The 24,781-nt window shown below is 70.8% G+C and carries 25 protein-coding genes, 1 tRNA gene and 1 riboswitch; of the genes, 5 read left to right on the forward strand and 21 right to left on the reverse strand.

Annotated features, from left to right (window positions below; all coding sequences use genetic code 11):
- Nucleotides 1–162: 162 nt before the first annotated feature.
- The 8 genes from V3N99_07505 to V3N99_07540 all read right to left on the reverse strand — a co-directional run bounded on the left by V3N99_07505 (nucleotide 163) and on the right by V3N99_07540 (nucleotide 7,385).
- Nucleotides 163–339 (reverse strand): hypothetical protein, encoded by a 177-nt coding sequence (locus V3N99_07505; GenBank protein MEO3936593.1) that lies wholly within the window; start codon nucleotides 337–339, stop codon nucleotides 163–165.
- 223 nt (nucleotides 340–562) lie between these two features.
- Nucleotides 563–1,372: an ABC transporter permease gene (locus tag V3N99_07510; protein MEO3936594.1), complete on the reverse strand. Its 810-nt coding sequence runs from the start codon at nucleotides 1,370–1,372 to the stop codon at nucleotides 563–565.
- Nucleotides 1,369–2,292, reverse strand: a complete 924-nt coding sequence (locus tag V3N99_07515) for an ATP-binding cassette domain-containing protein (GenBank protein MEO3936595.1) — start codon at nucleotides 2,290–2,292, stop codon at nucleotides 1,369–1,371. Before V3N99_07515 ends, V3N99_07510 begins: the two co-directional genes overlap by 4 nt.
- A gap of 72 nt (nucleotides 2,293–2,364) precedes the next feature.
- Entirely contained in the window at nucleotides 2,365–2,598 is a 234-nt protein-coding gene (locus V3N99_07520; GenBank protein ID MEO3936596.1) for a hypothetical protein, read from the reverse strand.
- Nucleotides 2,595–3,260 carry a DUF2306 domain-containing protein gene (locus V3N99_07525; protein MEO3936597.1) on the reverse strand — a complete coding sequence of 222 codons (666 nt, stop codon included), beginning with the start codon at nucleotides 3,258–3,260 and terminating at the stop codon, nucleotides 2,595–2,597. The genes V3N99_07520 and V3N99_07525 overlap by 4 nt, the downstream gene beginning before the upstream one ends.
- Nucleotides 3,257–3,940: a hypothetical protein gene (locus V3N99_07530; protein MEO3936598.1), complete on the reverse strand. Its 684-nt coding sequence runs from the start codon at nucleotides 3,938–3,940 to the stop codon at nucleotides 3,257–3,259. The genes V3N99_07525 and V3N99_07530 overlap by 4 nt, the downstream gene beginning before the upstream one ends.
- Nucleotides 3,941–4,089: 149 nt before the next feature.
- Complete coding sequence (locus tag V3N99_07535; protein MEO3936599.1) at nucleotides 4,090–6,789, reverse strand: LuxR C-terminal-related transcriptional regulator; 2,700 nt, start codon at nucleotides 6,787–6,789, stop codon at nucleotides 4,090–4,092.
- Nucleotides 6,789–7,385 (reverse strand): XRE family transcriptional regulator, encoded by a 597-nt coding sequence (locus tag V3N99_07540; GenBank protein MEO3936600.1) that lies wholly within the window; start codon nucleotides 7,383–7,385, stop codon nucleotides 6,789–6,791. The genes V3N99_07535 and V3N99_07540 overlap by 1 nt, the downstream gene beginning before the upstream one ends.
- Before the next feature lie 333 nt (nucleotides 7,386–7,718).
- Here V3N99_07540 and V3N99_07545 point away from each other — a divergent pair, with 333 nt between their 5' ends.
- Complete coding sequence (locus V3N99_07545) at nucleotides 7,719–8,654, forward strand: NAD(P)/FAD-dependent oxidoreductase (protein ID MEO3936601.1); 936 nt, start codon at nucleotides 7,719–7,721, stop codon at nucleotides 8,652–8,654.
- Between the two features lie 51 nt (nucleotides 8,655–8,705).
- Nucleotides 8,706–8,993: a hypothetical protein gene (locus V3N99_07550; GenBank protein MEO3936602.1), complete on the forward strand. Its 288-nt coding sequence runs from the start codon at nucleotides 8,706–8,708 to the stop codon at nucleotides 8,991–8,993.
- 628 nt (nucleotides 8,994–9,621) lie between these two features.
- Here V3N99_07550 and V3N99_07555 read toward each other — a convergent pair.
- From V3N99_07555 to V3N99_07575, 5 genes are all read right to left on the reverse strand, one after another.
- A complete protein-coding gene (locus tag V3N99_07555) occupies nucleotides 9,622–10,890 on the reverse strand; it encodes a sigma-70 family RNA polymerase sigma factor (GenBank protein ID MEO3936603.1) in 1,269 nt (422 codons plus the stop codon).
- Nucleotides 10,891–10,897: 7 nt separating this feature from the next.
- A complete protein-coding gene (locus V3N99_07560; protein ID MEO3936604.1) occupies nucleotides 10,898–11,284 on the reverse strand; it encodes a YciI family protein in 387 nt (128 codons plus the stop codon).
- Between the two features lie 5 nt (nucleotides 11,285–11,289).
- Nucleotides 11,290–11,670: a YciI family protein gene (locus V3N99_07565; GenBank protein MEO3936605.1), complete on the reverse strand. Its 381-nt coding sequence runs from the start codon at nucleotides 11,668–11,670 to the stop codon at nucleotides 11,290–11,292.
- Nucleotides 11,671–12,304: 634 nt separating this feature from the next.
- Nucleotides 12,305–12,598: a HigA family addiction module antitoxin gene (locus tag V3N99_07570; GenBank protein MEO3936606.1), complete on the reverse strand. Its 294-nt coding sequence runs from the start codon at nucleotides 12,596–12,598 to the stop codon at nucleotides 12,305–12,307.
- A 16-nt stretch (nucleotides 12,599–12,614) separates the two neighbouring features.
- On the reverse strand, nucleotides 12,615–12,896 hold the full coding sequence (locus V3N99_07575; protein ID MEO3936607.1) for a type II toxin-antitoxin system RelE/ParE family toxin: 282 nt from the start codon (nucleotides 12,894–12,896) through the stop codon (nucleotides 12,615–12,617).
- Between the two features lie 239 nt (nucleotides 12,897–13,135).
- Between V3N99_07575 and V3N99_07580 the strand changes: the two genes are divergently transcribed.
- Nucleotides 13,136–13,324: an excisionase family DNA-binding protein gene (locus V3N99_07580; protein MEO3936608.1), complete on the forward strand. Its 189-nt coding sequence runs from the start codon at nucleotides 13,136–13,138 to the stop codon at nucleotides 13,322–13,324.
- Between the two features lie 42 nt (nucleotides 13,325–13,366).
- Here the strand turns inward: V3N99_07580 and V3N99_07585 are convergent, their stop codons facing one another.
- The 5 genes from V3N99_07585 to V3N99_07605 all read right to left on the reverse strand — a co-directional run bounded on the left by V3N99_07585 (nucleotide 13,367) and on the right by V3N99_07605 (nucleotide 18,395).
- Nucleotides 13,367–14,458, reverse strand: coding sequence for a tyrosine-type recombinase/integrase (locus V3N99_07585; protein ID MEO3936609.1), 1,092 nt, complete (start codon nucleotides 14,456–14,458; stop codon nucleotides 13,367–13,369).
- A 196-nt stretch (nucleotides 14,459–14,654) separates the two neighbouring features.
- Nucleotides 14,655–14,730 (reverse strand) — tRNA-Thr (locus V3N99_07590).
- Nucleotides 14,731–14,953: 223 nt separating this feature from the next.
- Entirely contained in the window at nucleotides 14,954–15,679 is a 726-nt protein-coding gene (locus V3N99_07595; protein MEO3936610.1) for a transglycosylase family protein, read from the reverse strand.
- Nucleotides 15,680–15,684: 5 nt separating this feature from the next.
- Nucleotides 15,685–15,799: riboswitch (cyclic di-AMP (ydaO/yuaA leader) on the reverse strand.
- 349 nt (nucleotides 15,800–16,148) lie between these two features.
- Complete coding sequence (locus V3N99_07600) at nucleotides 16,149–17,903, reverse strand: serine/threonine-protein kinase (GenBank protein ID MEO3936611.1); 1,755 nt, start codon at nucleotides 17,901–17,903, stop codon at nucleotides 16,149–16,151.
- 63 nt (nucleotides 17,904–17,966) lie between these two features.
- A complete protein-coding gene (locus V3N99_07605) occupies nucleotides 17,967–18,395 on the reverse strand; it encodes a CBS domain-containing protein (GenBank protein MEO3936612.1) in 429 nt (142 codons plus the stop codon).
- 112 nt (nucleotides 18,396–18,507) lie between these two features.
- Here V3N99_07605 and V3N99_07610 point away from each other — a divergent pair, with 112 nt between their 5' ends.
- Together V3N99_07610 and otsB are read left to right on the forward strand one after the other, a co-directional pair.
- Nucleotides 18,508–20,034, forward strand: coding sequence for a trehalose-6-phosphate synthase (locus V3N99_07610; protein ID MEO3936613.1), 1,527 nt, complete (start codon nucleotides 18,508–18,510; stop codon nucleotides 20,032–20,034).
- Nucleotides 20,031–20,834, forward strand: coding sequence for a trehalose-phosphatase (gene otsB, locus V3N99_07615; protein MEO3936614.1), 804 nt, complete (start codon nucleotides 20,031–20,033; stop codon nucleotides 20,832–20,834). The genes V3N99_07610 and otsB overlap by 4 nt, the downstream gene beginning before the upstream one ends.
- 76 nt (nucleotides 20,835–20,910) lie before the next feature.
- Here the strand turns inward: otsB and V3N99_07620 are convergent, their stop codons facing one another.
- From V3N99_07620 to V3N99_07630, 3 genes are read right to left on the reverse strand one after another with little or no spacing between them, the layout of a single operon-like run.
- Nucleotides 20,911–21,924: a LacI family DNA-binding transcriptional regulator gene (locus tag V3N99_07620; protein MEO3936615.1), complete on the reverse strand. Its 1,014-nt coding sequence runs from the start codon at nucleotides 21,922–21,924 to the stop codon at nucleotides 20,911–20,913.
- A complete protein-coding gene (locus V3N99_07625) occupies nucleotides 21,905–23,866 on the reverse strand; it encodes a glycoside hydrolase family 13 protein (protein ID MEO3936616.1) in 1,962 nt (653 codons plus the stop codon). The genes V3N99_07620 and V3N99_07625 overlap by 20 nt, the downstream gene beginning before the upstream one ends.
- Before the next feature lie 3 nt (nucleotides 23,867–23,869).
- A complete protein-coding gene (locus V3N99_07630; protein ID MEO3936617.1) occupies nucleotides 23,870–24,781 on the reverse strand; it encodes an ABC transporter permease subunit in 912 nt (303 codons plus the stop codon).

Raw genomic sequence — 24,781 nt, forward strand, 5'->3', positions numbered from 1 at the left:
CGGGGTGGAGGCGGACGCCGGGGCGGGGATGTGAGGTCTGCCCTTAAACCAGTCAACGGGCGCAGTGGGCGGGCAGGTCAGGCATGCGATGCGTCGTGTACGACGATGGCGACCTAACCACGGTCACGTCGAGCTTGACGAGTAGTTATGAGACGTGCGCCTTCACGGTCGCTTAGCTTCTGAACAGGGACGCGACAGCTTCAGCACGGAGGAGCCGGTACCGACGGCGGCGGCGACCTCACGTGCGCGATCGGTCTGGTCGGCCAGCCGCTCCGCGGCCACCCGGTGCCGTTCGGTGGTTTCCGTGGTTCCGAAGTAGGGGAGCAGGGTGCGGGTCACGAACGGGGGGAGGCGATGGAGTCGCTGGCTGCGACCAACCGGACGGCGCTGATGTTATTGGCCGGTGGGGTGTCCTTTACGAATAAGCCGGACACCCAGCGCGTAGGGCCGCGACGACCTGTCGGCCCCGCCACCGGGTGGCTGGATGGTCAGATCCAGATGTGTGCTGCTGGCCTTGATACGGGCTGGGGCGATGGTTGAGCAACGGATGGTGATCCGGGGGCTACTTGACCTCGGTCCTGAGGACGAGCCTGAGCCCGACGGTCAGAGGGACGACCACCCAGATGATGGCGCTGACCCCCAGATGGGCCCATTGCTGGCTGGTCAGGGTGCCGTCGATCAATGTCCCGCCGGCGTACTTGAAGTCGATCCAGGGTTGTAGGTCGCGGAACCAGTCCTGTGAGGTGGCCAGGACGGTCGACAGGGTCGGCAGTACGAAGGAGTAGATGAAGTAGCCCACCAGTGCACCGGCCGAGCTTCGGATCACCACGCCGAGCATGAAGCCGACCATGAGAGCGAGGACGTTGGCCAGGAGGAGCGTGAGCATGTGGGTTGCTGTCAGGTCCCACACGGGTTGGACGCCGGCGATCGTTGCTCCGAGAAAGTTCCCGAGGGCCCCGGCCGCGAAGGCGAGGGGGATGGTGGCGGCGGCGACACCCACACAGGCGATGGCCTTCGCGGTGATGATCCGGGCGCGGTGCGGCACGAGGGTGAAGGTGGTCAGCCCGCTGCGTTGGCTCCATTCGCTGGTCACGGACAGGATCGCGATGATGGGCAGGATCACGGTCATCGTGAAGCTGATCGCGACGGCAAAGGAGGTGTAGACGAGGCCGTCCGTGGAGGCGAAAGCGATCACCGCCGCGCTGGTGAGGACTGCGAGGATGCCGATGCTGGCCAGCAACCAGAACCCGGACCGGGTGTCGAACATCTTGCGCAGCTCGGTGCTGGTGATGCGGCTGAGTGGGATCCGCCCGTGAGTCCCCTGCGCACCCGTCATCGTTCGGGGCGTGGTCGCGGTCTTCAGGGTCGTCATGTACCTGCTCCTTGGAGGTGGCTGCGGCTGATGCTGTCTCGTTGGGTTTCGGCGGTCAGGGCGAGGAACATTTCCTCGAGTCCGGCTCCGTCGGCGGGGCGCAGCTCGAGGAGCGGTATGCCGGCGGCGAAGGCGATGCCACCGACCTGTGCCGGCTCGGCGTCGGCGAGCAGCCCGTCGGCCCCCACGGGGGTTGAGGTGACTCCGGCGTTCAACAGTGCCCGGGCGACGCCATGGCGGTCGAGGGCGCGCAGCGTGGAGCCAGCGGATCGCAGGAGGTCGTCCTTGGCGCCCTGGGCCACGATGCGGCCGTTGCCGATCATCACGAGGTCGTCGGCGATGACCTCGATCTCGTGGAGCAGGTGCGAGGAGAGTAGAACTGTGCCTCCTCGATCGGCGTAGTCGCGCAGCAGACCGCGCATCCAGCGGATCCCGGCGGGGTCCAGGCCGTTGGCGGGCTCATCCAGGATCAGGATTCGGGGTTCGCCAATCAGAGCGGTCGCGATGCCGAGGCGTTGCCGCATGCCCAAGGAGTAGTCGCGGACCCGCCGTGACGCCTCTTGAGGAGACAGGCTGACGACGTCGAGCATCACCTCAACCCGGTTGCGCGGGAGCCCCATGAACCGTTGGGCGATGGTTAGTATTTCTCGGCCGGTGCGGCCGGTGTGCTGGGCGGAGGCGTCTAGAAGGACGCCGACCTCGAGGCCCGGGTTTGGTAGGTCGACGTAGTTGACCCCCGAGACGGTGGCGTTGCCCGACGTTGCTCTGGTGAGTCCGACAAGGATCCGCATGGTGGTGGATTTCCCGGCTCCGTTGGGGCCGAGGAACCCGGTCACCCGGCCGGGAAGGGCGGTGAAACTGACGTCGTCGACCGCGGTGAAGCCGCCGTACGTCCTGGTGAGTGATTCAATGGTGATCATGGGCTGGGTCCTCGGAGATGGGGTGGCTGTACGGGGGTCGACCATGGGCTGGGGGGTCTGAGGTGAGGGCTGTCAGGTGTCGGCGTCGACGGCCTTCACGGAGATGAGGGTGACGCCGAGGTCGCGTACCTTGGCGAGCAGGCCGTGGAGCTCGGCCTGGTCGGTCACGGGGCCGCGCAGGATGGTGATGCCGTCGTCATGGGTCAACGTCAGGCCGCCGAACCAGGACGCCCAGTGCTTGTCGAGGTGGCCGTCGATGCGCACCTCGTAGTCGCCGGGTGGGTGTGATGCGCATCGCGTGTTCATGGCGACCCGGCCAGGGCTGTGCGGGTCGGCGTGCTGCGTGTCTGCCGTCCGGTGGGGCGGCGAATGATGATCTCGGCGACGGCGAGGTTGATGACCCAGCCGGCGCCCATCAATAAGTCGTGGCGGACGACACCGACACCGAGCAGGGCTTCGCCGAACCCGACGGTGAAGGCTTGGGTGCCGGCGCCGAGTCCGAGGGCGTAGGCGCGGGTCATCCAGGCATGGTGCCGGGCGATGTTTCCACGACGGATCGCGGCGAGCCCGAGGACGATGGCGGCGGCCATGCCGGCGGCGAACAGGAGCCGGAACACGTACAGGAGGTCACCGGTGCCATCCTTGCGCGGGTAGGCCAGTGTCAGCCACAGCGCTGACCCGGCGACCCCGATGCCGAGTGCGACCAGGACCCGCCCCGCTCGACGGTGCCGCCCGGGGTGGCGACGGCGGATGCCGGCGGAGAACTGGAACGCGCCGAGTAGGGCGTAGCCGATGGCCGACACGACGTGGACGACGACCGGGACCGGAGCGGCGGCGAAGCGCGCGTCGGTGGGGATGAGGTCTGGTCCGCCCAGGACCTCGACGAGCCGGGCGGTGCCGGCCACGACGGGCACCGTGGCCAGGGCGATCAGGCCGGCGGGGACCCAGCGGCTCGTCGACCGGGTCATGGGGCGCCGGTCGCGGTCAGGACCGGGGTGCCGATGGCCGTGGGGTGGGTCCGGGGGCGCAGGGTCTCCCACAGCGAGTAACCGAGGGCGATCATGGCGATGCCGTTGGGGACGGCCAGCAGCCGAAACCAGGGGTCGGGCAGCAAGGAGAGCCCGGCGGCTGCGAGGCCACCGATGGCCAGGAGCACGGCGGCCCAGCGCGTCAGGACCCGGGCGCGGTACAGCGCGATACCGAAGAGCAGCGCACCACCGATGTACAGGCCGCCGTCGAGCAGGAGCGCGGTTCCCAGCAGGCCGATGTCACCGGACGCGTGGCCGCCGGAAGCGGCGGCGAGGACGTCCTTGACGAACGATGGGCTGGTGGTATCGATGGAGGGGAGCACGGAGGCGGCAACGAAGGAGGTGGCGAAGATGAGGAGGTAGTTGGCCGCGAACATCAGGTACCCGACGAGGCCTAGCACGCCCATCCTCTTGATCTGGTGCAGGTAAATGCCGGTGATGCCGACGAGGGCCAAGGCGGCCATCAGCACCTTGAGCGAGCTGCGCACCACCCACTCGGTGGCGTTTACCCCGGCGACGTCCAGCTGCGGATGAGCGAGCTGTACGCCGATGAAGACGGCGCCGGCGGCGACGGCCGCGAGGCCGGCTGCCCGGGTCAGCGCGGCGGGTGTGAGAGTCATGTCCACTCCTGTCGTGGTTGGTCCGCGACGAGCGTCGCGGGGACAACCGGAAAACTAGGAGCCGAGAGGGTGACCCGGCGTCACCCGATGAGGTGATTGACGGGGTGATCGTGGGTCGTCGGTCGGAATCGAGGGCGGCGTAGCGTGATCTACCTGGTCAGTCCCAGCTGGTGTGCCCGCGTGACCGCTGCGCGCCGGTTGGTGACCTCGAGCTTGGTGTAGATGTGCTTGGTGTGGGTCTTCACGGTGTTGAGTGAAACCACGAGGTGGCGGGCAATGGCGGGCCCGTCGAGGTCGGAGGCGAGCAGGCGGAGGACGTCGAGCTCCCGGTCGCTCAGCGGGTCCAGGAGGGCGGGAGCGGTGGGTGCCCGAGAGCCGGGCACGGCGTGTGCGGGCGTGCTCGCGGCCTGTATCTCGTGGAGAAACGCCGATCGTGGCCGTCGTCGGATGAGGGCCTGCATGACCGGGGCCATCGTCACGTCCATGTCGACGAGGACACGGACCCACCCGTCCGGCTCGGCGAGGTCGACCGCGCTCTCCAGCGCGCTGAGGGCGCTGCCATCGTCGCCGACCGCATGAGCGGCCGTGGCGCGTAGAACTTCCACGTCGATGACCGTGCCGATGCGTCCGCCGTCAAGAGCCTGTGCCAGCAGACGGTCCAACAGTGCAGCCGCGGCCCACGCTTGGGTCGGATCGTTCTCGGCCAGCAGTATCCGGCACAGCGTGAGGTGTTCGTACTCATGGAGGTAACTGAGGTCGCTGTCGACTCGCACGTTGTGTCCGCGAGCCCAGGCGGCGGCCCCCCTGCGATCGCCGGCGGCGGCCAGCACGCGGGCCCGGGTGGCGTGGATGGGGTGCACGGCGGGGGAGAAGTCACCCACGTAGACCCGGTCGGCCTCATCGATCAGGTCCAGGGCGGAGGCGAGATCGCCTTCAGCCGCCCTGAGGCGGGCCAGAGCGACCCGCCAGCGGTAGGGATGCTGTGGCAGCCCTGCCGGTTCCCCGAGCTCGTCGGCGCGACGAAGGTAGTCCGCCGAGGCGGTGAGATCGTTGCGGTGCCAGGCCAAGAGACTGAGACCCACCAGCATGTCGGCCGTCCCGCGCACCAGCTGTGCAGGATCTGGACGGTGTCGTTCGGCCAGACTGAGGGCGTCCACCAAGGTGCGTTCGGCGTCGGTGAGCCTGCCGAGGACGAGCTCCAGGTCCGCGAGGGATAGTGAGCACCCGAGGACGTCCGCAACATGTCCGGCCTGGGCTAGGCCCTGCGCGCAGGTCGTGTAGGCCCGGTGGGCGGCGACGAGGTCTCCGCCGGCCCAGGTCGCGAGGCCGACGATTCCGGCGGCTGACGCCCGCATGAGGTGGTCGTCGTCGATGACCGCCGCCTGGGCTCGCGTTGCGTGGTCGACCGCCTCCGTGAGGTCGCCGGCAACCAGGGCCAGTCCGGCCCGGAAGTTCTCGATCGCGGCGGGCACCCGCGGCAGCTCGTCGACGTCCACGACCACCAGCTCCGACCGAGGAAGGGTGAGCATGGCCTCGAGCTCGAGCAGCCGCTGTGCGACGTCGTCGAAGTCGTTGCTGGCCATGAGTCCCCCCACGAGACCGATGGCGAGCACCGGCCGACGACTGACGATGCCCGGCGGGAGCTGGTCTGCCCACTGCCGAACCAGGTTCTCGCGACGGTCGCGGCGCAGGCCGGGCAGAGCGAGCTCGATGAGGTCTGCGGCGGCGTCGGGGTCGTCGGCGGCGAGCGCGTGCCGAACCGCCTCCTCGGTGTGCCCGCTCGAGGCGCACCAGCGGCTCGCCCGCTGGTGCAACCCCACGACGTCGTGAGGTCGCTCGCGGAGCAGATGCGCGTGGAGCACGTCAGCGAACAGGTGGTGGTAGCGGTACCAGCGCCGGTGGTCGTCGAGCGGCACGATGAACAGGTTGCGCCGCTCCAACCGCGTCAGGGCCTGGTTGCTGCCGTCAGCCATCGTGACGGCGTCGCAGAGGGGGCCGCAGAGTCGGTCGAGGATCGAGGTGTCCAGGAGGAATCTGCGCACGTCGGGAGGTTCGCGGTCCAGGACCTCCTCGACCAGGTAGTCCACGACGTATCGGTCGGTACCGGTGAACCCCGCGACGAAGCCGGAGGTGTCAGAGCGGTCGCGCAGTGAGAGGGCGGCCAGCTGCAGCGAGGCGATCCAGCCCTCCGTGCGGGCGCCGAGAGCGGACACCTCCTCCGCGGGCAGGTCGCGGCCTGTCGCCTCGCTGAGGAAACGCGCCGCTTCGGCGTCGGTGAACCGCAGGTCCGCGGCCCGCACCTCGGTCAGCTCCCCCCGCACCCGGAGCCTGGCCAGGGGAAGTGCCGGGTCGGCTCGGGTGAGGATGACCAGGCGGACCTGGGGAGGCAGGCGGTCGACCAGGAACGTCATGGCCGGCTGGATCCCCGGGCTCTCGGCGAGATGGTAGTCGTCGAGGACGAGGGCGATGTCGCCGGGGAGGACGCTGAGCTCGTTGAGTACGGCAGCCAGGGCTGCCTCGACCGGTTGCCCGCTCGCGGCGAGCTGTAGGCCCGCGGACCCGCTGCCCGGGGCGGCCCGCTCGAGCGCCGTCATCACGTAGGTCCAGAACGTGGTCGGGACGCGGTCGGCCTCGTCGAGCGACAGCCAGGCGACCCTGAGGCCCACACGCTCGGCCTCCGTCGTCAACCACTGGGCGAGCAGCGTCGTCTTGCCGAACCCAGCCGGTGCCGAGAGCAGCGTCAGCCGTGTCGTTCGGGCTGACAGGACCTCGTTGAGACGGGCTCGCGCGATGAGTCCGGCGCGCGCGGGCGGGACGAAGAACTTGGTCTCGACCAGGGCCGGCCCCATCACGTCGCCCGCGACCTGGCTGGACTCTGGATGCGCTCACCGGGGCGGCCGAAGATGCTCAGGACCTCCGCCGGCTCCTCGCCGGTGCTGCCGAACCAGTGCGGCGTCTGGGTGTCGAACTCTGCGGCCTCGCCGGGACCGAGCACCAGGTCTCGCTCACCCTGCAGCAGGCGCATCCGTCCCGTCAGGACGTACAGCCACTCGTAGCCGTCGTGGGTGCGCAGCCTGGGTTTGGACTGGGTGGTGGGGATGATGATCTTCCACGCCTGGATCCCGTCCGGGTGCCGGGTGAGCGGCAGGACCGTGCGTCCGTTCACCCGTTTGGCCTTGAGCTGGATGCGGGGGTCGCCCACGTCGGGGGCGCCCACGAGGTCGTCGAGCGGCACGCGGTAGACCTGCGCCAGCGGCAGGAGCAGCTCGAGGCTGGGCTTGCGCTGGCCGTTCTCCAGCCGGGACAGCGTGCTCTTGGAGATCCCGGTCCGCTCGGCCACGGAGGTCAGGGTCACGCCGCGCTGCTGGCGCACCTTGCGCAGCCGCGGCCCCACTAAGTCCAGGGCGGAGCTGATGGTCGATGGTCTGCTCGAGGCGTCCTTCACGTCTGCATTGCACCGCACGTTTCCCGTGATCAGCAACCCTTGTTGCCCCGGAGCACGGGGCCTCGCAGACCCGAGGACACCGTGGCGGCCATGACGGGCGGCGCCCGCACACCCGTCGACCGCGGTCGTCCCACCTGCCCGCCGAGAGGTCAGCGACGTCCGCAAGCCAGGTCACGCTCTCGGCCCCGACGAGTCGTGCTGGTACGCAACGGCATGTCGCTCACGGGTCTGATGTCGAGCGCAGCGCCAGCGACATCGAGGTCAACTCGCGCACATTCCCAGGAATGGCAACAACCGTTGCACCGCTCTGAGACTCGGCTGCACAGTGGCGACATGAACACCTACGACGTCCTGGTCATCGGCGGCGGGGCCGCCGGCCTCTCCGCATCACTGGTCCTGTCCCGAGCGAGGCGCAACGTCCTGGTCGTGGACGCCGGCGCACCGCGCAACGCTCCCGCCGCCAACATGCACGGCTTCCTGTCCCGAGACGGCATGCCGCCCGCTGAGCTGCTTGCGGCCGGGCGGGAAGAAGTCAGCGGCTACGGCGCGACCATCACCGCGGGCACCGTGACCGAGCTCGTCCACTGCGCCGCGTCAGGATTCCAGGCCCTCCTTGCTGATGGACAGCGGGTCAAGGCGCGCAAGGTCCTGGTCACCACCGGCCTGCGCGACGAGCTGCCCGACCTTCCCGGGCTCGAGCAACGGTGGGCCAGGGACGTGCTGCACTGTCCCTACTGCCACGGCTGGGAGGTGCGCGACCAGCAGCTCGGTGTGCTGTGGAACGGCCCGGACAGCGTGCGCTACGCCCAGATCGTGCGGCAGTGGACCGATGACCTGGTCCTCTTCCTCCCCGGTGACACCCTCACGCCGGCCGACCGTTCCCAGCTGGTCGCGCGGGCCATCGGCGTGGTCGAGGGAGACGTCGAACGCGTTGTCGTGCACGACGACCGGCTGACCGCGGTGGCGATGGTCGACGGACGCAGCATCCCCCGACAGGCTCTCTTCGTCCCCCCGCGCATGGTCCCCCACGACGCCCTCCTGACCGGCGTCGGCTGCCAGGTCGACGACCAGGGGTGGGTCGTCACCGGACCCAACGGCGCGACCAGCGTCCCCGGCCTGTGGGTCGCCGGCAACGTCACCAACGCCCGCGCGCAGGTCATCACCGCCGCCGGCGAAGGCTCAGCCACAGCCATCGCCATCAACACCGGCCTCGTCAGCGACGACGTCCGCACCGCCGTCACCTACTTCAACCAAGGCTTCCCCGTCTGAACCGTCGCCCCCCGACCCCTACCCGCACATCCGTACCGAAGGAGCCTCACCATGTCCAACCACACAACCGACTCAGCCTCACCCACGACCTCGACCTCGACAACCCCGCCACGTCCCGGCCCACCGAGCAAGCACCAGCTGGCGCTCATGATCTGGCTTGCGGTCTTTCCGACCCTAACCATCATCAACCTCACCCTGGGGGACTGGCTGCGCCCCCTGAACCCGGTGCTGCGCACCTTCATCCTGGCCACCATCGCCGTGCCCATCGTCATCTACGGGCTCATGCCCCAGCTGCACAAGGTCCGCGCACGCCTGGTAACGCGGTCCGTAGCAGGCTAGGAACCGGCTGCCCACGTCAGCGGAGCTGGATTGCGGCCACAAACAGCCCGGACCCTCGGACCCCCCTGCCGAGGGTCCGGGCCCACAGGGGGGTGGCCGCGCTGAGGTCGGGCTGCGGGTTTCTGCCCGGGAGGTCAAGGCGACATCTTCTTCACCCCAGCGAGCGACTGGCGGCCTTGTCGACCACGGAGTGCCGATGGCACCATAGCGGTGCCGCCTCGTTGCTCAGGCGCGTCACTCCGCCGCGAGTGCGGCTGTCCCACACCGCCGCGAGTGCGGCTGTCCCACTCCGCCGCGAGTGCGGCTGTCCCACACCGCCGCGAGTGCGGCTGTCCCACACCGCCGCGAGTGCGGCTGTCCCACACCGCCGCCTGTCGGGCGCAAGCGAGCAACCTGCGCTCGCGTCGCGAGGGCACCGCCTTGGCCCCCACCTGGAACCTCAGGTCAAACCCCCTGTGACCCGTGTCCCGGTTCGCTGAGCCACGGACTCCGAGCAGCGCGGCGACCGACAGACCACGACCCGGCTGAGGTCCTGGTCGAGAACGGGCCGGCGGCTCCGTCGGCTGGCGCCAGCGGCCGCCGCGCCCGGCAAGGAGAAGCACCGTGAGCGTTCAGAGCCTGCATCACGTCAGCGTCGCCCGCTCGGAGGACCTGCGCTGACGAGCTGATCGCGTCGGCGGGCGAGGTGGGCCCGCTCTGCCGGGTTGCCGGTCAGGTCGATGGCGCGGTTGTATGCCGTCCGCGCCTCGCTGCTGCGACCGAGACTGCGTAACAACTCCGCCCGGGCGACGTGGAAGGCGTGGTAGCCGTCGAGGGCGTCATCGAGGCGGTCGACCTCGGCTAGGCCGACCAGTGGTCCGTCGAGCTCGGCGAGCGCGACGGCCCGGTTGAGGCGGACCACCGGCGACGGGTCGAGGCGCACGATCGCGTCGTAGAGGGCGACGATGCGTGACCAGTTGGTGTCGCGTGCGGACTCGGCGTCGGTGTGCACCGTGTTGATCGCGGCCAGCAGTTGGTAGCGACCCGGCCGCTCACCTCCGGCCGCGACGACCCGCAGCCGCTCGTCGACCAGCGCCCTGCCCTCGGCGATGAGGGCAGCGTCCCAGGCCCCCCGGTCCTGCTCGTCGAGCGTTACTAGTTCGCCGGTGGGAGAGACCCGCGCCGCTCGCCGGGCGTCAGTCAGGAGCATCAGGGCGAGCAGCCCGGTCACCTCGCCGTCGTTCGGGAGCAGGTCGCGAAGCAGTCGGCCGAGACGGATCGCCTCGTCCGTGAGGTCGACGCGAACGGCGGCGGTGCCTTCACCGGTGAGGTAGCCCTCGTTGAAGACGAGGTAGACGACGGCAAGGACGCCGGCGACCCGCTCGCGGAGGTCGGCCGCCGAGGGGACGCGGTAGGGGATGTGCGCCGCTGCGATCTTGGCCTTGGCCCGGGTCAGCCGTTGGGCCATCGTCGTCTCCTGCACGAAGAAGGCGCGGGCGATCTCGGCGACCGTGAGCCCCCCGAGCAGGCGCAGCGTCAGGGCCACACGGGCCTCCATGGCCAACGCCGGGTGGCAGCAGGTGAAGACCAGCCTCAGCCGGTCGTCCTCGACCGGGCCCGTCGGCGCGGCGGGGGTGTCGTGGTGGATCATCAGGGCCGCCTGGTGCTTGGCGTCGCGTTGGGACTCGCGGCGGAGCCGGTCGATCGCTTTGCGCGTCGCGGTGGTGGTGAGCCAGCCGCCAGGGTTGGGCGGTATGCCGTCGCCTGGCCAGCGCTCGGCGGCCCCAGTAAACGCCTCGGCGGCTGCGTCCTCGGCAATGTCGAGGTCGCCGAATCGGCGGGCGAGCCGGGCGACCACCCGCCCCCACTCCTGGTGGTGAACCCGGGTGAGCGCCTCCTCGACGTCCGCAGAGAGCACGTTCCGCTTAGCCCTCGGTCAGGGCACGGACGGACTCGGCGGTCTGGAAAGGGCGCACCTCGACCGCCCCGCGACACGCCTTGGACCCTTCGGTGGCCAGCGCCAGGGCCTCATCGAGGTCAGCGGCCTCGATGACCCAGAAGCCCCCGAGATGCTCCTTGGTCTCCAGGTAGGGACCGTCGGTAAAGGTCGGCCGCTCGCCCCGTCCGTCCACGGTCGTCGCGGTCGACGCCTGCTCCAGGCCGTCGGCGAAGACAAGGCGCCCTTCGCTCTGCAGCCTGTCGTTGAAGGCGCCGGTGTCGGCGAACGCCTCGAGCATCTCCTCGCGCGAGGGATAGGTGCCGAACGTGGTGGGCTCCGCGGGTCCGTAGACGGACAGCAGGTATCTCGCCACGGCGTTCACACCGTCCCGGAGACGTCGTGGCGGGCCATCCCCGCCCCGCGGAACCGGTGGACCTCCTGCGGCCAGTCGAGGGCAACGGCGAGCCGTCCGGCCCAGTACCGAGCCGTCTCGTCGTCCGGGACGTCCACAACGCAAAAGCCGCCGAGGTGCTCCTTCGTCTCGACGAAGGGACCGTCGGTGAAGACGGGCTTGCCATCCTGCGCCACAACGCTGCAGATCGCGGTGTCGCGGTCGAGGCCGCCGTTACTAAAAATCAGGACACCCTGCTCCTGCATCGCGTGCACCACCGACTTGGCGGCGACCCCCTTGGCCTTGATCTCGTCCTCCGTGTGATCCGGCACCCACTCGTCGTTAAAGGTAATCAGGTACTCCGTCATGTTCGTCTCCTCTTGGTCCTGCACAAGGTCCGGTCCGACCCTCGTGCTGGGCGGCCGGCCGGCCGCCTCACACTGGTTCCACGAACGATCGCGCCCCGATACGACACCTTCCCCGAAAATACTCGTCGGGGCAGCCTCAACCTCGCGCCCCACAGGGCGAGGTACGTTGTCGCGAGGGACAACGTCGGGGAACCACGACCAGCCCCGACCTGCCAGGCCTCTCGTCGGACGAGCAGTTCACCCTGCCGATCCCGACCGCGCACCATCCACAGCATCTCGTCCGCCTCGGCCATCTCTCTCCTCCAAACTGGCGAGCGTGGCACGGTCGAAGCGGCGACGCCAGGAGACTGCCCGCACGAAATCCGCTGACGCACCGATGCCGCAGCCCAACGTCAGGCCCGGGAAAGGTCGTCCTCACAGATCTCTAGGCCCAGCGGTTCGGCCTCGTCCACGCTCAACCGAACAAAGTCGAGTCGCTCGGTTCTTGGCGGCGTCCCTGGCTCATCGATCGTAAGGACCTCCCCACTCTTAGGTAACTGGGGGCGAGGCCGCAAAAGCCCTGCCGTAGAGACGACGAGTGCGTCCTTTCGCCGCGAGTGCGGCTGTCCCACACCGCCGCGTAACGGACGGGTGGTCAGGCGCTCTGAAGAGGACGGATCTGTTCCAGGTCAGTGCCGAGGTGGTCCTTCTCGATCTCGAGGTCGTAGCGGGTCTGCAGGTTGAGCCAGAACCGGTCGCTGGTGCCGAAGTAGCGGGCCAGCCGCAGTGCGGTGTCGGCGCTGATCCGCCTCTTTCCGTGGACGATCTCGTTGATGCGGCGTGGCGGGACGCTGATGGAGATCGCCAGGTGGTGCTGGGTCACCCCGAGCGGGGTCAGGAAGTCCTCCAGGAGGATCTCTCCGGGGTGGATCGGCGCGATGGTCGTCATCGGTGTTCCTCCGTGGTCAGTGGTCGTCGACGATCTCGACGTTCTCAGGTCCGGCAGGCGTCCACGCGAAGCAGACCCGCCACTGCTGGTTGATGCGGATGCTGTGTTGACCGCTCCGGTCTCCTCGCAGGGCTTCGAGCCGATTGCCAGGGGGGACCCGCAGGTCATCGAGGGTCTCGGCAGCGTCCACGATGACGAGCTTGCGTAAGGCGGTCCGCTCGATCCGCGGGTCGAGCCTCCTGGTGCGCTCTCGCGACCAGAGACGTTCGGTCATGGTGTTGCCGAACGACCTGATCACCGAGGGAGCATAACGCGTCGCGTTATGCCGTGTCCATGGACTGGCCTGGAGGAGCAGCGCTCCGAGCCTGCCCGCCTCACCTCACGTCCTCCCCTCCCCTTCCGCCGCGGAGGGACTCCCCCTATCCCCCTCTCACGGTCAATGTCCGATGGGACCTCGCGTCGGTCAACTCACCGACTGGCGGGTGTCCACCCACGTGAGCGACCGGGCATTCGGGGGTGACGGAAGAGGCCATCACCATGCAGAGCACGCCACGCAGGTCGTACGAGTCGATCGCCGCAGCCGCAGACCGCACGGGGGTCAGCACGCGCACCCTCCGACGACGCATCGCTGACGGCTCCCTAAGGGCCTACCGGCTCGGCCCCCGCATCATCCGGCTCGACGCCGCCGAGGTCGACCGGCTCATGGTCCCCGTGCCCACGGCCTGACGCGGGGCTCGCCCCGCTCCCCTTTCTGGCCACTCGCGACGGTTACGCGGTCGGCCCCGAATAGCCGGCGAGCACCGACAGGGCCTTGGCGATCTCGGCGTCCCGACCCTTCGCTGCGTGCTGATACCGCAGGGCGGCATTCACGCTCGAGTGGCCGAGCCGTTGCTGGAGCTCGGCCAGGGTCGCCCCGGTCATCGCCGCCATCGTCGCGCCGGTGTGCCGGAGATCGTGGACGCGCAGGTCCTCCCGTCCCGCAGCCGCTCGGGCCTTGCGCCAGGCGCCCTGGAAGACCGAGGGCTGCAGGTGCGAGGTGCCGTCCCGCGCCGTGAAGAGGAGCGCGTCCTTCTCCGGACCGACGAACTCGGCCAGGTGACGAGCCAGGGCGTCCGTGATGTGCGGCGGGATGGCCACCGTCCTCATCCCGGCCCGCGACTTCGGCGTCCCGACGACGGGGCCGCCCTCCAGCCACGAGACGGCCCGGCCGACCGTCAGCTGGCCTCGGGGCAGGTCGAGGTCGCCCCGGCGCAGCTCGAGTGCCTCCCCGATCCGCAGGGCGCACCAGGCACAGAGCAGGGCGACGGCCTGCCGGTTCGCCGGGAGGCCGGCCACGATGGTCTCGAGCTCAGCAACGGTGGCCGGGCGGATCTCCACGACTCGAGGCGAGATGCTTGCCCCCCGGATCCGGCAGGGGCTGCTGGCCACCACCTCCTCCTCCACCGCGGTCGAGAAGATCGCCCGCAGCAGGGCGTAGGCCCGGGCATTGATCGTCGGGGTCGTCGGGTCCATCCCCCGCCACCAGCGTCGGACGATGGTCGGGCTGATCGTCGTCATCGGGGCCGCCCCGAAGGCCGGAACCAGATAGCCGCGCAGCAGATGGTTGTAGCCTTCACGGGTCCGCGGCTTGAGGGGACGGTTGGCCACCCACTCGGCAGCGAACGCCTCGAACGTCACTACGGGCGACTCCACCCGTCGGGACCCGGGCGGCGCCCAGGAGTCGGCACTGATCCGGCCTCGCTCGGCTCCCAGCCAGCCCTCGGCGTCACCCTTGCTGGCGTAGGTGCTCGGCGCGAAGTGCCGAGCGAGATCGGGGCCGATGTAGCTCGCCTGCCACCGCTTGGAGGGCAGCCGGCGCACGTACCCGAACCCGCGATGACGCGCCGTTCCCGCCACAACCCCTCCGATCGCCCGCTGGTTTCGTGCGATGCGCGTGCGATGCGCGTGCGATCCGAGTGTACTTTCCTGCCCATCCGTGTCCAGACCTGACGACCGCTGGACCATACTCTCGATACACATCACTGCAGGTCAGGGGCCTAAAGCGGCCTGTCAGAGGTGGAGCCGACGAGGGGACTCGAACCCCTAACCCCCTGTTTACAAGACAGGTGCGCTGCCAGTTGCGCCACGCCGGCCGGCCACGCGCACGACAGTGTCGTGCGTCGACCTGTGTCGCCCCGCGAGCAGTGAGGCGACCTGACGAGGGTAGCCAATCCTGAAGGCCCTGATCACACCGCTCGCCGGTTGAACCACAGTGAGAGGCGTCGCGGCATGCGGGAGGGCCCTGCAGGTCTGTCGCCTGCAGGGCCCTCACGTCGTACGGTGTGCCGCCCGGTCACCCAGGCGTCACGACCGGCCTCAGGCCGGGAGGTGCAGCTGCTGCCCCACGAAGATGAGGTTGGGGTTGCTGACCGTCTTGGCGTTGAGCGCCCAGAGGGTCTGCCAGCCGCCGGCGACCTTGTTGGCGGCCGCGAGCTTGCTCAGGCTGTCACCGGACTTGACGGTGAAGAGCTTGCCGGGCTTGGCCGTCGTGGTCGGAGGCGACGAGATGGGGGCCGTAGTGCGGACCGGCGCCTTGGTGCTTGCCCGGGGAGCGACGGCGGCCGGGGCCCGGGTGGCGGTGCGCGACGTCGACGGGGCGGCGACGCGGACCGGAGCGGGTGCGGCGGCGACGGCGACGCTCGAGGAGGCCCCGCCGTTGCTCCGGGTCAGGCCGGCCCTGACCGAGCAGACCGGCCACGCGCCCGGGCCCTGGCTGGCCAGGGTGCGCTGGGCGATGGTGATCTGCGCGGACTTCGACGCGAGGTCGGCGCGGGGGGCGTAGGCGCCGCCGCCGTAGCCGAGCCACGTCGAGTTGGTGAACTGCAGGCCGCCGTAGAAGCCGTTGCCCGTGTTGATGGCCCAGTTGCCACCGCTCTCGCAGGCGGCGACGGAGTCCCACACGGAGGCGGCGCTCGCCGTCGAGGCGAGGGCGGTGCCTCCGACGAGGGCCGAGGCGCCGGCGATGCCGACCCCGGCGAGGCGGGCCTTGACGCGGCGGGTGACGGTGGCGGGCAGGGCGTGCTTGGACGAGTAGTGCTGCATGGTGGTTCCTTCCTGACGTGCGCCTGCGGAGTTAGCTGTCGGGATCGGACGGTCAGGTGCCCGGCCGGCGTACCGGCTTCTCCCCAGGGGTGGTGTTCCCCGCTTGGGTGGTCCCATCGTGGGTCCCCCGTCCTCGCCTGTGCCCCGGGCTCTCCGGGTCGGAACGTCCGTCTGGCGAGGCTCGGCGCGACGGTCGTGCAGGTGGTGCGTATGGAGTTGGTGCCCTGACGACCCGGGGTCGAGCAGGACGACGACCCGGCCGCTTGGCCGGGTGATGCCTTGACGGTACGGCGTCGAGCCCGACAATCCAAGCCCGCGCGTGACCTTTCCGTGACCTGTGCGTGACCTGAGCGATATGCGGCGCAGAGGATTGGGGTGTGAGTTGCGAACCACGAGCGCCACAGCTCGACGATCTTCGAGTTGTGCGACTCCCGAACCCCCACCCCCAGACCCGCCTGCCCCGACCCGCTCAGGTCGGCAGCAGACCGCTCAGCGGGTCGCCCGACCACGGCGCCCACGAGACCTGCCCCGGGTGCAGCAGGGCCAGCACGGCCAGCACCGTCACACCGACCAGCAGCGCCGCGACCACCACCTGGGTGACCGCTCCTGCCGGCACCAGAGTGCGTGCGACCGACCTCGACCCGCGGCGCAGCGACGCCCCGCCCGGCCCCCACCAGGCGACCAGCGCCCCAACGAGGAACCCTGCCGCGAGCGCCGGTCCGACGAGCTGGCGGGGTGAAACCGACGTGCCTGACGTGGCGGACCCGGCGGCCCCGAGGGCCAGGGCCGCACAGACCACACCGGCGACCGCGACGAGGGCCGGCAGCGCGAGCGCCACCACCGCCCGCACCCCTGACACCAGCAGGTGCCACGGGCTGGCGGCGACGGCGCGTGGCACGTCGGAGCGTCGGCGCCCGCGCTCGAACCGGCGCACCACCAAGGCGGAGACCGTGCGGTCGCTGAAGCGCGCCACCCAGCCCCAGAGCCCGACGGCCAGCACGACGATGCCCGGCCAGCTCATCGCGGCGGCCGCGAGCACCGCGGCCGCAGCGACGAGGGTGCCGGTGCGCATCGGGCGGCCGATGCGGGGGTCGCGCTCCACCGTCTCGCCCCCACCCCGGACCTCGTCGAAACCCTCGTCGAAGCCCTCGTCGAAGCCCTCCTCAGATCCCTCCTCCTCCCCCGCCGACCGACGCCGCTCGGGCGCCGGCCACTGCCCCGCCGCCACCCACGGTGGCTCACTGGCCGGCAGCGCCGACGTCTGCGTCGCCCATCCGGCACCCGAGCCGCCACCAGCCTCGACACCAAGCTCTGCCCCACGCGACCACCCGTCGTATGCCGCCGTCGCCGACCCCGCCGGCAGGGCCACCGTCGCGGGTCTCCCGGCGGCATACGCCCCGAGCGCCCTGACGACCTCGGCCACCGGTGGCCGCCACCGCGGGTCGGGCGAGAGGGCGGCCTCGAGCAGCGGCCGGAGCCGGGGGTCGACCCCCGTCAGGTCGCTCTCGCCGCGGCGCACGCGGTCGAGGACGACATCCATCGGGCCGCGACCGAAGGGTGGGCGGGCGGACGCGGCATACGTGAGGGTGGCGGCCCAGCCCCACCAGTCGGTGGCCTCGGTGACGGCGCCCCCCGCGACGACCTCGGGCGAGAGGTAGCCCGGGGTGCCCATCACGAGGCCGACGCTGGTCAGGCGCACGTCGTCGGCGACGTGGGCGATGCCGAAGTCGATGAGCACGGGCTCGCCGTCCTCGAGCAGCACGTTGCCGGGCTTGAGGTCGCGGTGCACGACCCCCACCGCGTGGATCGCCTCGAGCGCGTCGACGAGGCCGCGGGCCAGCCGGTGCAGGTCGGCTCCGGGCAGGGGGCCGTGCTCGCGGACGACCTCGTCGAGGGAGGGGCCGGGCACGTAGCGGGTCACGAGATAGGGCCGGTCGCCGAAGATGTCGGCGTCGATCACCGCGGCGACCCGCTCGTCGCGCACCCGGGTGAGCGTCTCGACCTCGCGCTCGAGCCGCGAGCGGGCCTCGGGGTCGTAGGCGATGTGGGGCCGCAGCACCTTGACCGCGACCGCCCGCCCGGCGGGGTCGAGCGCGAGGTGGACGACTCCCATCCCGCCCTCGCCGAGGCGCTGGAGCAGCCGATAGGGCCCGAGCCGCTCGTGCTGGCGCGGCTCGGGAGCCGTCTCGTCACCTCGGCCCGGGTGGCGGGCGTGCGCCGTCATCCCCTCACGGTAGGCCAGCGCGGCACCTCCGACCCGGAGGGCCGCGCCGTCGTCACCGACTCGTCACTGCTGGATGTAGCCCACGAGCTGGTCGCGCTCGGACTGCAGGGAGTCGATGCGCACCTTGACGATGTCGCCGATGCTCACGATCGCGTGCAGGTGGCCGTCCACCGTCACCGGCAGGTGCCGGATGCGCAGCTCGGTCATCGTGCGCGCGAGCGCCTCGACGTCGTCGTCGGCGTCGCAGGTGGTCACGTCGCTCGTCATGATCGCCGAGACCGGGCCCTGCACCACGTCGGGGCCGGTGCGGTGCAGGTGGCGCACGACGTCGCGCTCGCTGACGATGCCCCCCACCTGCTGCCCGTCGTCACTGACCACCACGGCGCCGATCCCGTGCTCGTCGAGCACGGCCAGCAGGTGCGCGACCGAGTCGTCGGGACGGATCGTGATGACACCGTCACCCTTGCTGCGTAGCACGTCGGAGATCTTCATACCCGGACCGTAGACCTGCCCCGGGGGACGCGCCAGACCCTGAGTGGTACCGGTGCCCGTAGGGTAGGAGTCGGCCCATCCCCCCAATGGACCACCCAGGAGTGATCACCTCGTGCCTCGGCGCTACGACCTCGTCATCGCGGCCAACCGCCTTCCCGTCGACCGCATCCTCCACGAGGACGGCTCCCACACGTGGGGCCGCAGCCCCGGCGGCCTCGTCACCGCGATGGACTCGGTGATGAGAGGCCGCGATGGCGCCTGGGTCGGCTGGGCCGGTGAGCCGGGTGACGCGCCGGCGCCGTTCAGCGAGGGCGGGATGTTCCTGCGGCCGGTGCCGCTGTCGGCCACCGAGGTGTGCGACTACTACGAGGGCTTCGCCAACGACACCCTGTGGCCGATCTACCACGACGTCATCGTCCAGGCCTCCTTCCACCGCGAATGGTGGCGCTCCTACGTCGCGGTCAACCGCCGCTTCGCCGAGGCGGTCGCCGAGGTCGCGGCCGACGGCGCCACCGTGTGGGTGCAGGACTACCAGCTGCAGCTCGTGCCCCGGATGGTGCGCGACCTGCGGCCCGACGTGCGGATCGGGTGGTTCAACCACATCCCCTTCCCGCCGGTCGAGCTCTTCGCGCAGCTGCCGTGGCGGCGCGGCATCCTCGAGGGGCTCATCGGCGCCGACTTCCTCGGCTTCCAGCGCGTCGGCGACGCGGAGAACTTCGTGCGGGCCTGTCGTCAGCTGCTGCGAGCGAGCACCAAGAAGGACACGGTCACCGTGCGCCTGCCCGAGGGCGGCACCCACACGGTGCGCGCCGCGGCCGTGCCGATCTCGATCGACTTCGCGGGCCTCGAGGCCCTCGCCCGCACCCCGGAGGTGCGCGAGCGGGCGGCCGAGCTGCGCCGCCAGCTCGGCGACCCCGAGGTGCTCATGCTCGGGGTCGACCGGCTCGACTACACCAAGGGCATCCGGCACCGCCTCAAGGCCTATGAAGAGCTGCTGCAGGACGGCGTCGTCTCGCCGCCCCAGGTCACCCTCGTGCAGGTGGCGACGCCGAGTCGCGAGCGGGTCGACTCCTACCGCGACCTGCGCACCCAGGTCGAGACCACCGTGGGCCGGATCAACGGCGAGTACGGCGCGATCGGGTCACCCGCCGTCCACTACATCCACCACACGCAGCCGCTGGAGGAGATGGCGGCGCTCTACCTCGCCGCCGACGTCATGCTCGTCACCCCCCTGCGTGACGGGATGAACCTCGTGGCCAAGGAGTACGTCACCTGCCGTTCGGACCTCGGCGGAGCCCTCGTCCTGTCGGAGTTCACCGGCGCGTACCACGAGCTGCACCAGGCCTTCGTCTGCAACCCGCACGACATCGAGGGGCTCAAGCAGACCATCGTCAAGGCCATCCACACCCCCGACAAGGACAAGCGACGGATCATGCGCTCACTGCGTCGGCGCGTCGCCGACAACGACGTGCAGCGGTGGGCCTCACGCTTCCTCGAGGCGCTCGAGGCGGCCCCCCTGCGCCCCAGCCGGTACGAGCAGCTCGCCCGCGACGAGGAGGCCGTCGACCAGGAGCGGTATGCCGGTGAGGACCGTCGTGAGGCAGCTCGCCTCGCCTCGGCCCGGGAGAAGCGCGCATGAGCCGGCAGGCCGGCGGCCTCACGCTGACCGAGTCGCTCGAGCGGCTGGCCCGCGCCACGACCGTGCTGGTGGCGTCGGACTTCGACGGGGCGCTGGCCGAGTTCTGCGCCGAGCCCTCCGACTGCGTGCCCGCACCGGGCGCGATGGTCGCCCTGCGGGCGCTGGCCCGGCTCCCCGGCACCCACGTCGCCATCGTCTCGGGCCGCGACCTCGCCACCCTCGCGGCGCTCACCGGGGTGCAGGACCACGAGTCGATCGCACTCGTCGGCAGCCACGGGGCGGAGTCGAGCGCGCCGGGGGTCGTCGACGGTCGCCTCGACGACGCCCAGCGCGCTCTGCTCGACGAGCTGACGACGACGGTGGCCGAGCTCATCGAGAGCCACCCCGGCGCCAGGCTGGAGCGCAAGCGCGCGGCCGTCGCCGTCCACACGCGCGGTCTGTCCGACGACAGCGCCGAGGCCGCCCTGCACGCGGCCGCGGCCCTGAGCGGAGGGCGGGACGAGGTGCGCGTGCTGCGCGGCAAGTCGGTGCTCGAGCTGTCGGTCTCGCACGCCGACAAGGGGTCGTCGCTGCGCTCGCTCGCCGACTCGGTCGGCGCCGAGGTCGTCTTCTACAGCGGCGACGACGTCACGGACGAGGACGCCTTCACCACCCTCGACCCCGGCCGGGGCGACGTGACGGTCAAGGTCGGCGAAGGTGACACGGCCGCGGCCCATCGCGTCGGCTCGGTCGACGAGCTCGTCGAGACCATCGCCCGGCTGCTCGAGCTGCGCAGGGAGCTGGCCCCCGGGCCCCGCTGAGCCGCCTACCCGCCCGTGCGTCCGCGCCCCGGCGGGCTCTGCCCCACCGGGGCGCGGACGAACGGGGAGGTGCTCGTCAGCGGGCCCGGCAGGCGCCGGTCGTGCCGCGCACGACGAGCTCGGGCCGGAAGACGTACTCCGTGCGCGCGGAGCCGACGCCGCGGATCTCGTCGAGCAGCGCCTGCACGGCGGCCTCCCCCATCGCCAGCACGCTCTGGCGCACGGTGGTCATGGGCGGGTCGGTGAAGGCCATGAGGGGTGAGTCGTCCGACCCGATGACCGAGACGTCCGTCGGCACCGACATCCCGGCCGACCGCGCGGCCCGCACCGCTCCGAGGGCCATGAGGTCGGAGCCGCACACGATGGCCGAGACCCCGCGGTCCAGCAGCCGCGCCGCCGCCGAGGCCCCGCCCTCGACGGTGTAGGGGGCGTGGACGACGAGGTCGTCGACGCGGTGGTGCCCGAGGACGGCCGCCATGGCAGCGCGGTAGGCCGCGACCTTGCGGATCGAGGGGGTGTAGCGCTCCGGCCCCATCGCCAGGCCGACCTCACGGTGCCCGAGGTGGGCCAGGTGCGTGACCGCCATCTCCATCGACGCGGCGTCGTCGTTGGAGATGAAGGGGGCGTCAAGACCCGGCACGTAGCCGTTGACCAGCACGATCGGCAGACCCCGCTCGCGCAGGCGGCCGTAGCGGCGGGGGTCGGTCGTCGTGTCGGCGTGCTGCCCCGAGACATAGATGATTCCCGCGACACCACGATCGAGCAGCATCTGCACGTAGTCGTCCTCGTGGATGCCCCCGGGCGTCTGGGTGCACAGCACGGGTGTGAACCCGTGCCGGGCCAGGGAGTTCTCGATCACCTGCGCGAAGGCGGGGAAGACCGGGTTGACCAGCTCGGGGATGATCAGCCCGACGAGGCCTGCGCTCTTGGGCCGCAGGCGGCTCGGGCGGTCGTAGCCCAGCACGTCGAGGGACGTCAGCACCACCTCACGTGTCGACTCGGCCACACCCGGCTTGGCGTTGAGCACCCGGCTCACCGTGGCCTCGCTCACCCCCGCGTGCGACGCGATGTCAGAGAGCCTCGCCCGCACTCGATGTCCCCTCGTCAACTCGGTCGTCATGGTGGTGGTCGCCGCGCGCGGCCCAGCCGCCCGGGCTCCACGTCAGGACGTCCACCGTGGGTCCGTCGGCCCTCAGCACCACCGTAGTGCCCGACACCTCGACCCCTCGGCCGTAGGCCACGACGGCCTCCCCGACGCCCGGCAGCAGAGCCACCTCGAGGCGGAGCGGGTCGTGCGGTGCCCGCGCGACGTGCACGAGGGCCACCTGCGTCAGGCTCTCGCGCAAGAAGACGATCGAGTCGTCGTCGGCCTGCACCCACCGCAGGCCGCCGTGGGTCAGGGCCGAGGAGCCACGGCGCACCGCGATGAGGTCGCGGTAGACCGCGTGCAGGCGCTCGTCCCACCCCCGACGGTCCCAGGCCATCGTGCGTCGGCCGTCCTCGCCGAATGCTCCCTCCATCCCGATCTCGTCGCCGTAGGTCAGCATCGGCACCGACGGCATCGTGAAGAGCAGGCCGGCGGCCACGTCGACCAGTCGTGAGTCCTCGCCGACGAGGGTGCGGATGCGGGTGGTGTCGTGCGAGCCGACGAGGTCGAAGGAGTGGGTCAGGGCCTGCCACGACACCCGCGAGGTGAAGTCGCGGATCGTCTCCACGACTGCCGCTCCCCCGAGCCGGGGCACGAGCACCGGCGAGCCGAGGAAGTCGGGCGCGTCGTCGGGGTCGCACAGCCAGGTCCAGAGCGGGCGGCAGAAGCCGGCGTAGTTCATCACGCCGTGCCACCCGTCGCCCGGCACGTCGAGCGTGTAGTCGTGGCAGTGCTCCCCGACGAGCAGCGCCTCCGGGTGCTGGTCCACCATCGCCGCCCGCATCTGGGCCGCGACCTCGTGGTTGAGGTCCTGCACGCCCTGCCTGCCGGTCATGTTGGCCACGTCGACCCGCCACCCGTCGAGGCCCCGTGGGCCCAGCCACCGGCGTACGACGCCCTGTGGGTCGTCGAAGACCCGTTGGCGCAGCTGGGTGCTCGCGTAGTTGAGCTTCGGCAGGGAGGGCACGCCGAGCCACGCGACGTAGTCGAGGGACTCGGCGTCGGTGTCGGCGTCGGTGTCAGACAGCCAGAAGTAGTGGTCGCGCTCGGGTGCCGCGGGGTCGGCCCGGGCCGCGAGGAACCACTCGTGGGCGGCGCCGGTGTGGTTGGTGGTGAAGTCGCCGAGCAGGGTCATGCCCCGCTCGTGCACGGCATCGGCGAGCCGCGCCAGTGCGGCGTCGCCCCCCAGCACGGGGTCGACCGCGGTGAAGGTCGAGGCGTCGTAGCGGTGGTTGGAGCGGGCAGGGAAGAACGGCGTGAGGTAGACCGTCGTCGCCCCGAGGGCCTGGATGTGGTCGAGGTGCTCGACCACCCCGTCGAGGTCGCCGCCGTAGAGCTGACGCCCGAGACCGTGGTCGGGGGTGTCGCGGGGCACGATGGGGTCCGACCACCTCGCGGGGAGGGCCCACGCGGGCAGCTCGCGTGCGTCGGCGCGCGCCGACCGGGCGAAGCGATCGGGGAAGACCTGGTAGACCACGGCCTCCTGTGCCCAGGCGGGCGGTGGGCAGTCGCCGGCGACGAGCCGGAAGTCGCCGGCGTCCGGCACGTCGCGCAGGTGGAGCCCGGCGCCGTTGAGCCAGGCGTAGCGGGTCGGTCCCCCGGCGAGGATGAAGCGGTAGGACGTGACGGCGTTGTGGCAGTGCAGGTCGGCCGCCCACCAGGTCTCCCCCTCGGTGCTGCGGTCGGCGTCGACCTGCGCCACGACGAACTGCGGCTCGCCGTCCGGCACCGTGCGCACGTGCACAGCGTCGACGGGTGTCTGCACGGGCACCCGCACCCACACGGTGACCGTGTCACCCAGGCGGGGCGACGCCGCGGAGACGTAGAGCTCGGACCCGTCGTGGTGGGGCAGGCCGAGCCAGTCGTCGGCGCTTCCCCTCGTCAACGCCTACTTCACCGACCCCTGGGTCAGCCCACCGACGAGGTACTTCTGCGCCCCGAGGTAGAGCACCACGACGGGCAGCGAGGCGAGCAGGGCCCCGGCGGAGAACTGGCCGAAGAGGCGCGACGCCTCGTTGCCCTGCGTCATGCTGTAGAGCCCGACGCCGAGGGTCTGGGCGCCCACGTCGCGCAGGAAGATGCTGGCGAGCAGGAACTCGCTGTAGAGCCCCACGAAGCCGATCATGAAGGTGGTCACCAGGATCGGCATGACGAGGCGCAGGGTCATGGTGAAGAAGATGCGCGCGTGGCTGGCCCCGTCGACCTTGGCGGCCTCGTCGAGCTCGCGCGGGATGGTGTCGAAGTAGCCCTTGAGCAGCCACACGTTGGCTCCCATCGCCCCGCCCATGTAGACGAGGATCAGCCCCCACGCGGTGTTGAGGCCGATCCCGGGCACGATGTCGCCGACGACGGCGAAGGTCAGGTAGAGCGCCGTGAAGGTGAGCAGCGCCGGGAAGAGCTGCAGCAGCAGCAGGGCCAGCAGCCCGGGGCGACGGCCCGTGAACCGCATGCGGGAGAAGGCGTAGGCCGCGCAGGCCCCGATGAACGACTGCCCGAGGGCACCGACGACGCCGATCACCATCGCGTTGCGGTACCACGACAGGTAGGGCCGGGCCCCGTCGGAGAAGAGCGTCGAGAAGTTGTTTCCCGAGAACTCACGCGGGATGAGAGTGCTCGTCTGGAGGTTGCCGGCCGGGTTGAGCGAGGCGGAGAGCAGGTAGACGACCGGGAAGAGCGCGAAGGCCAGGGCCAGCGCGACGCAGACGTACTTCCACCACATGGACCCCCCTCCCCGCGAGGCGTGCCGTGAAGCAGAGGGGAGCGGAGTGGTGGTCGTGACGGGGGCGTCGGTGATCGCCAT

Source organism: Dermatophilaceae bacterium Soc4.6, from assembly GCA_039889245.1.
In the GTDB taxonomy this organism is placed as follows: domain Bacteria; phylum Actinomycetota; class Actinomycetes; order Actinomycetales; family Dermatophilaceae; genus Lapillicoccus.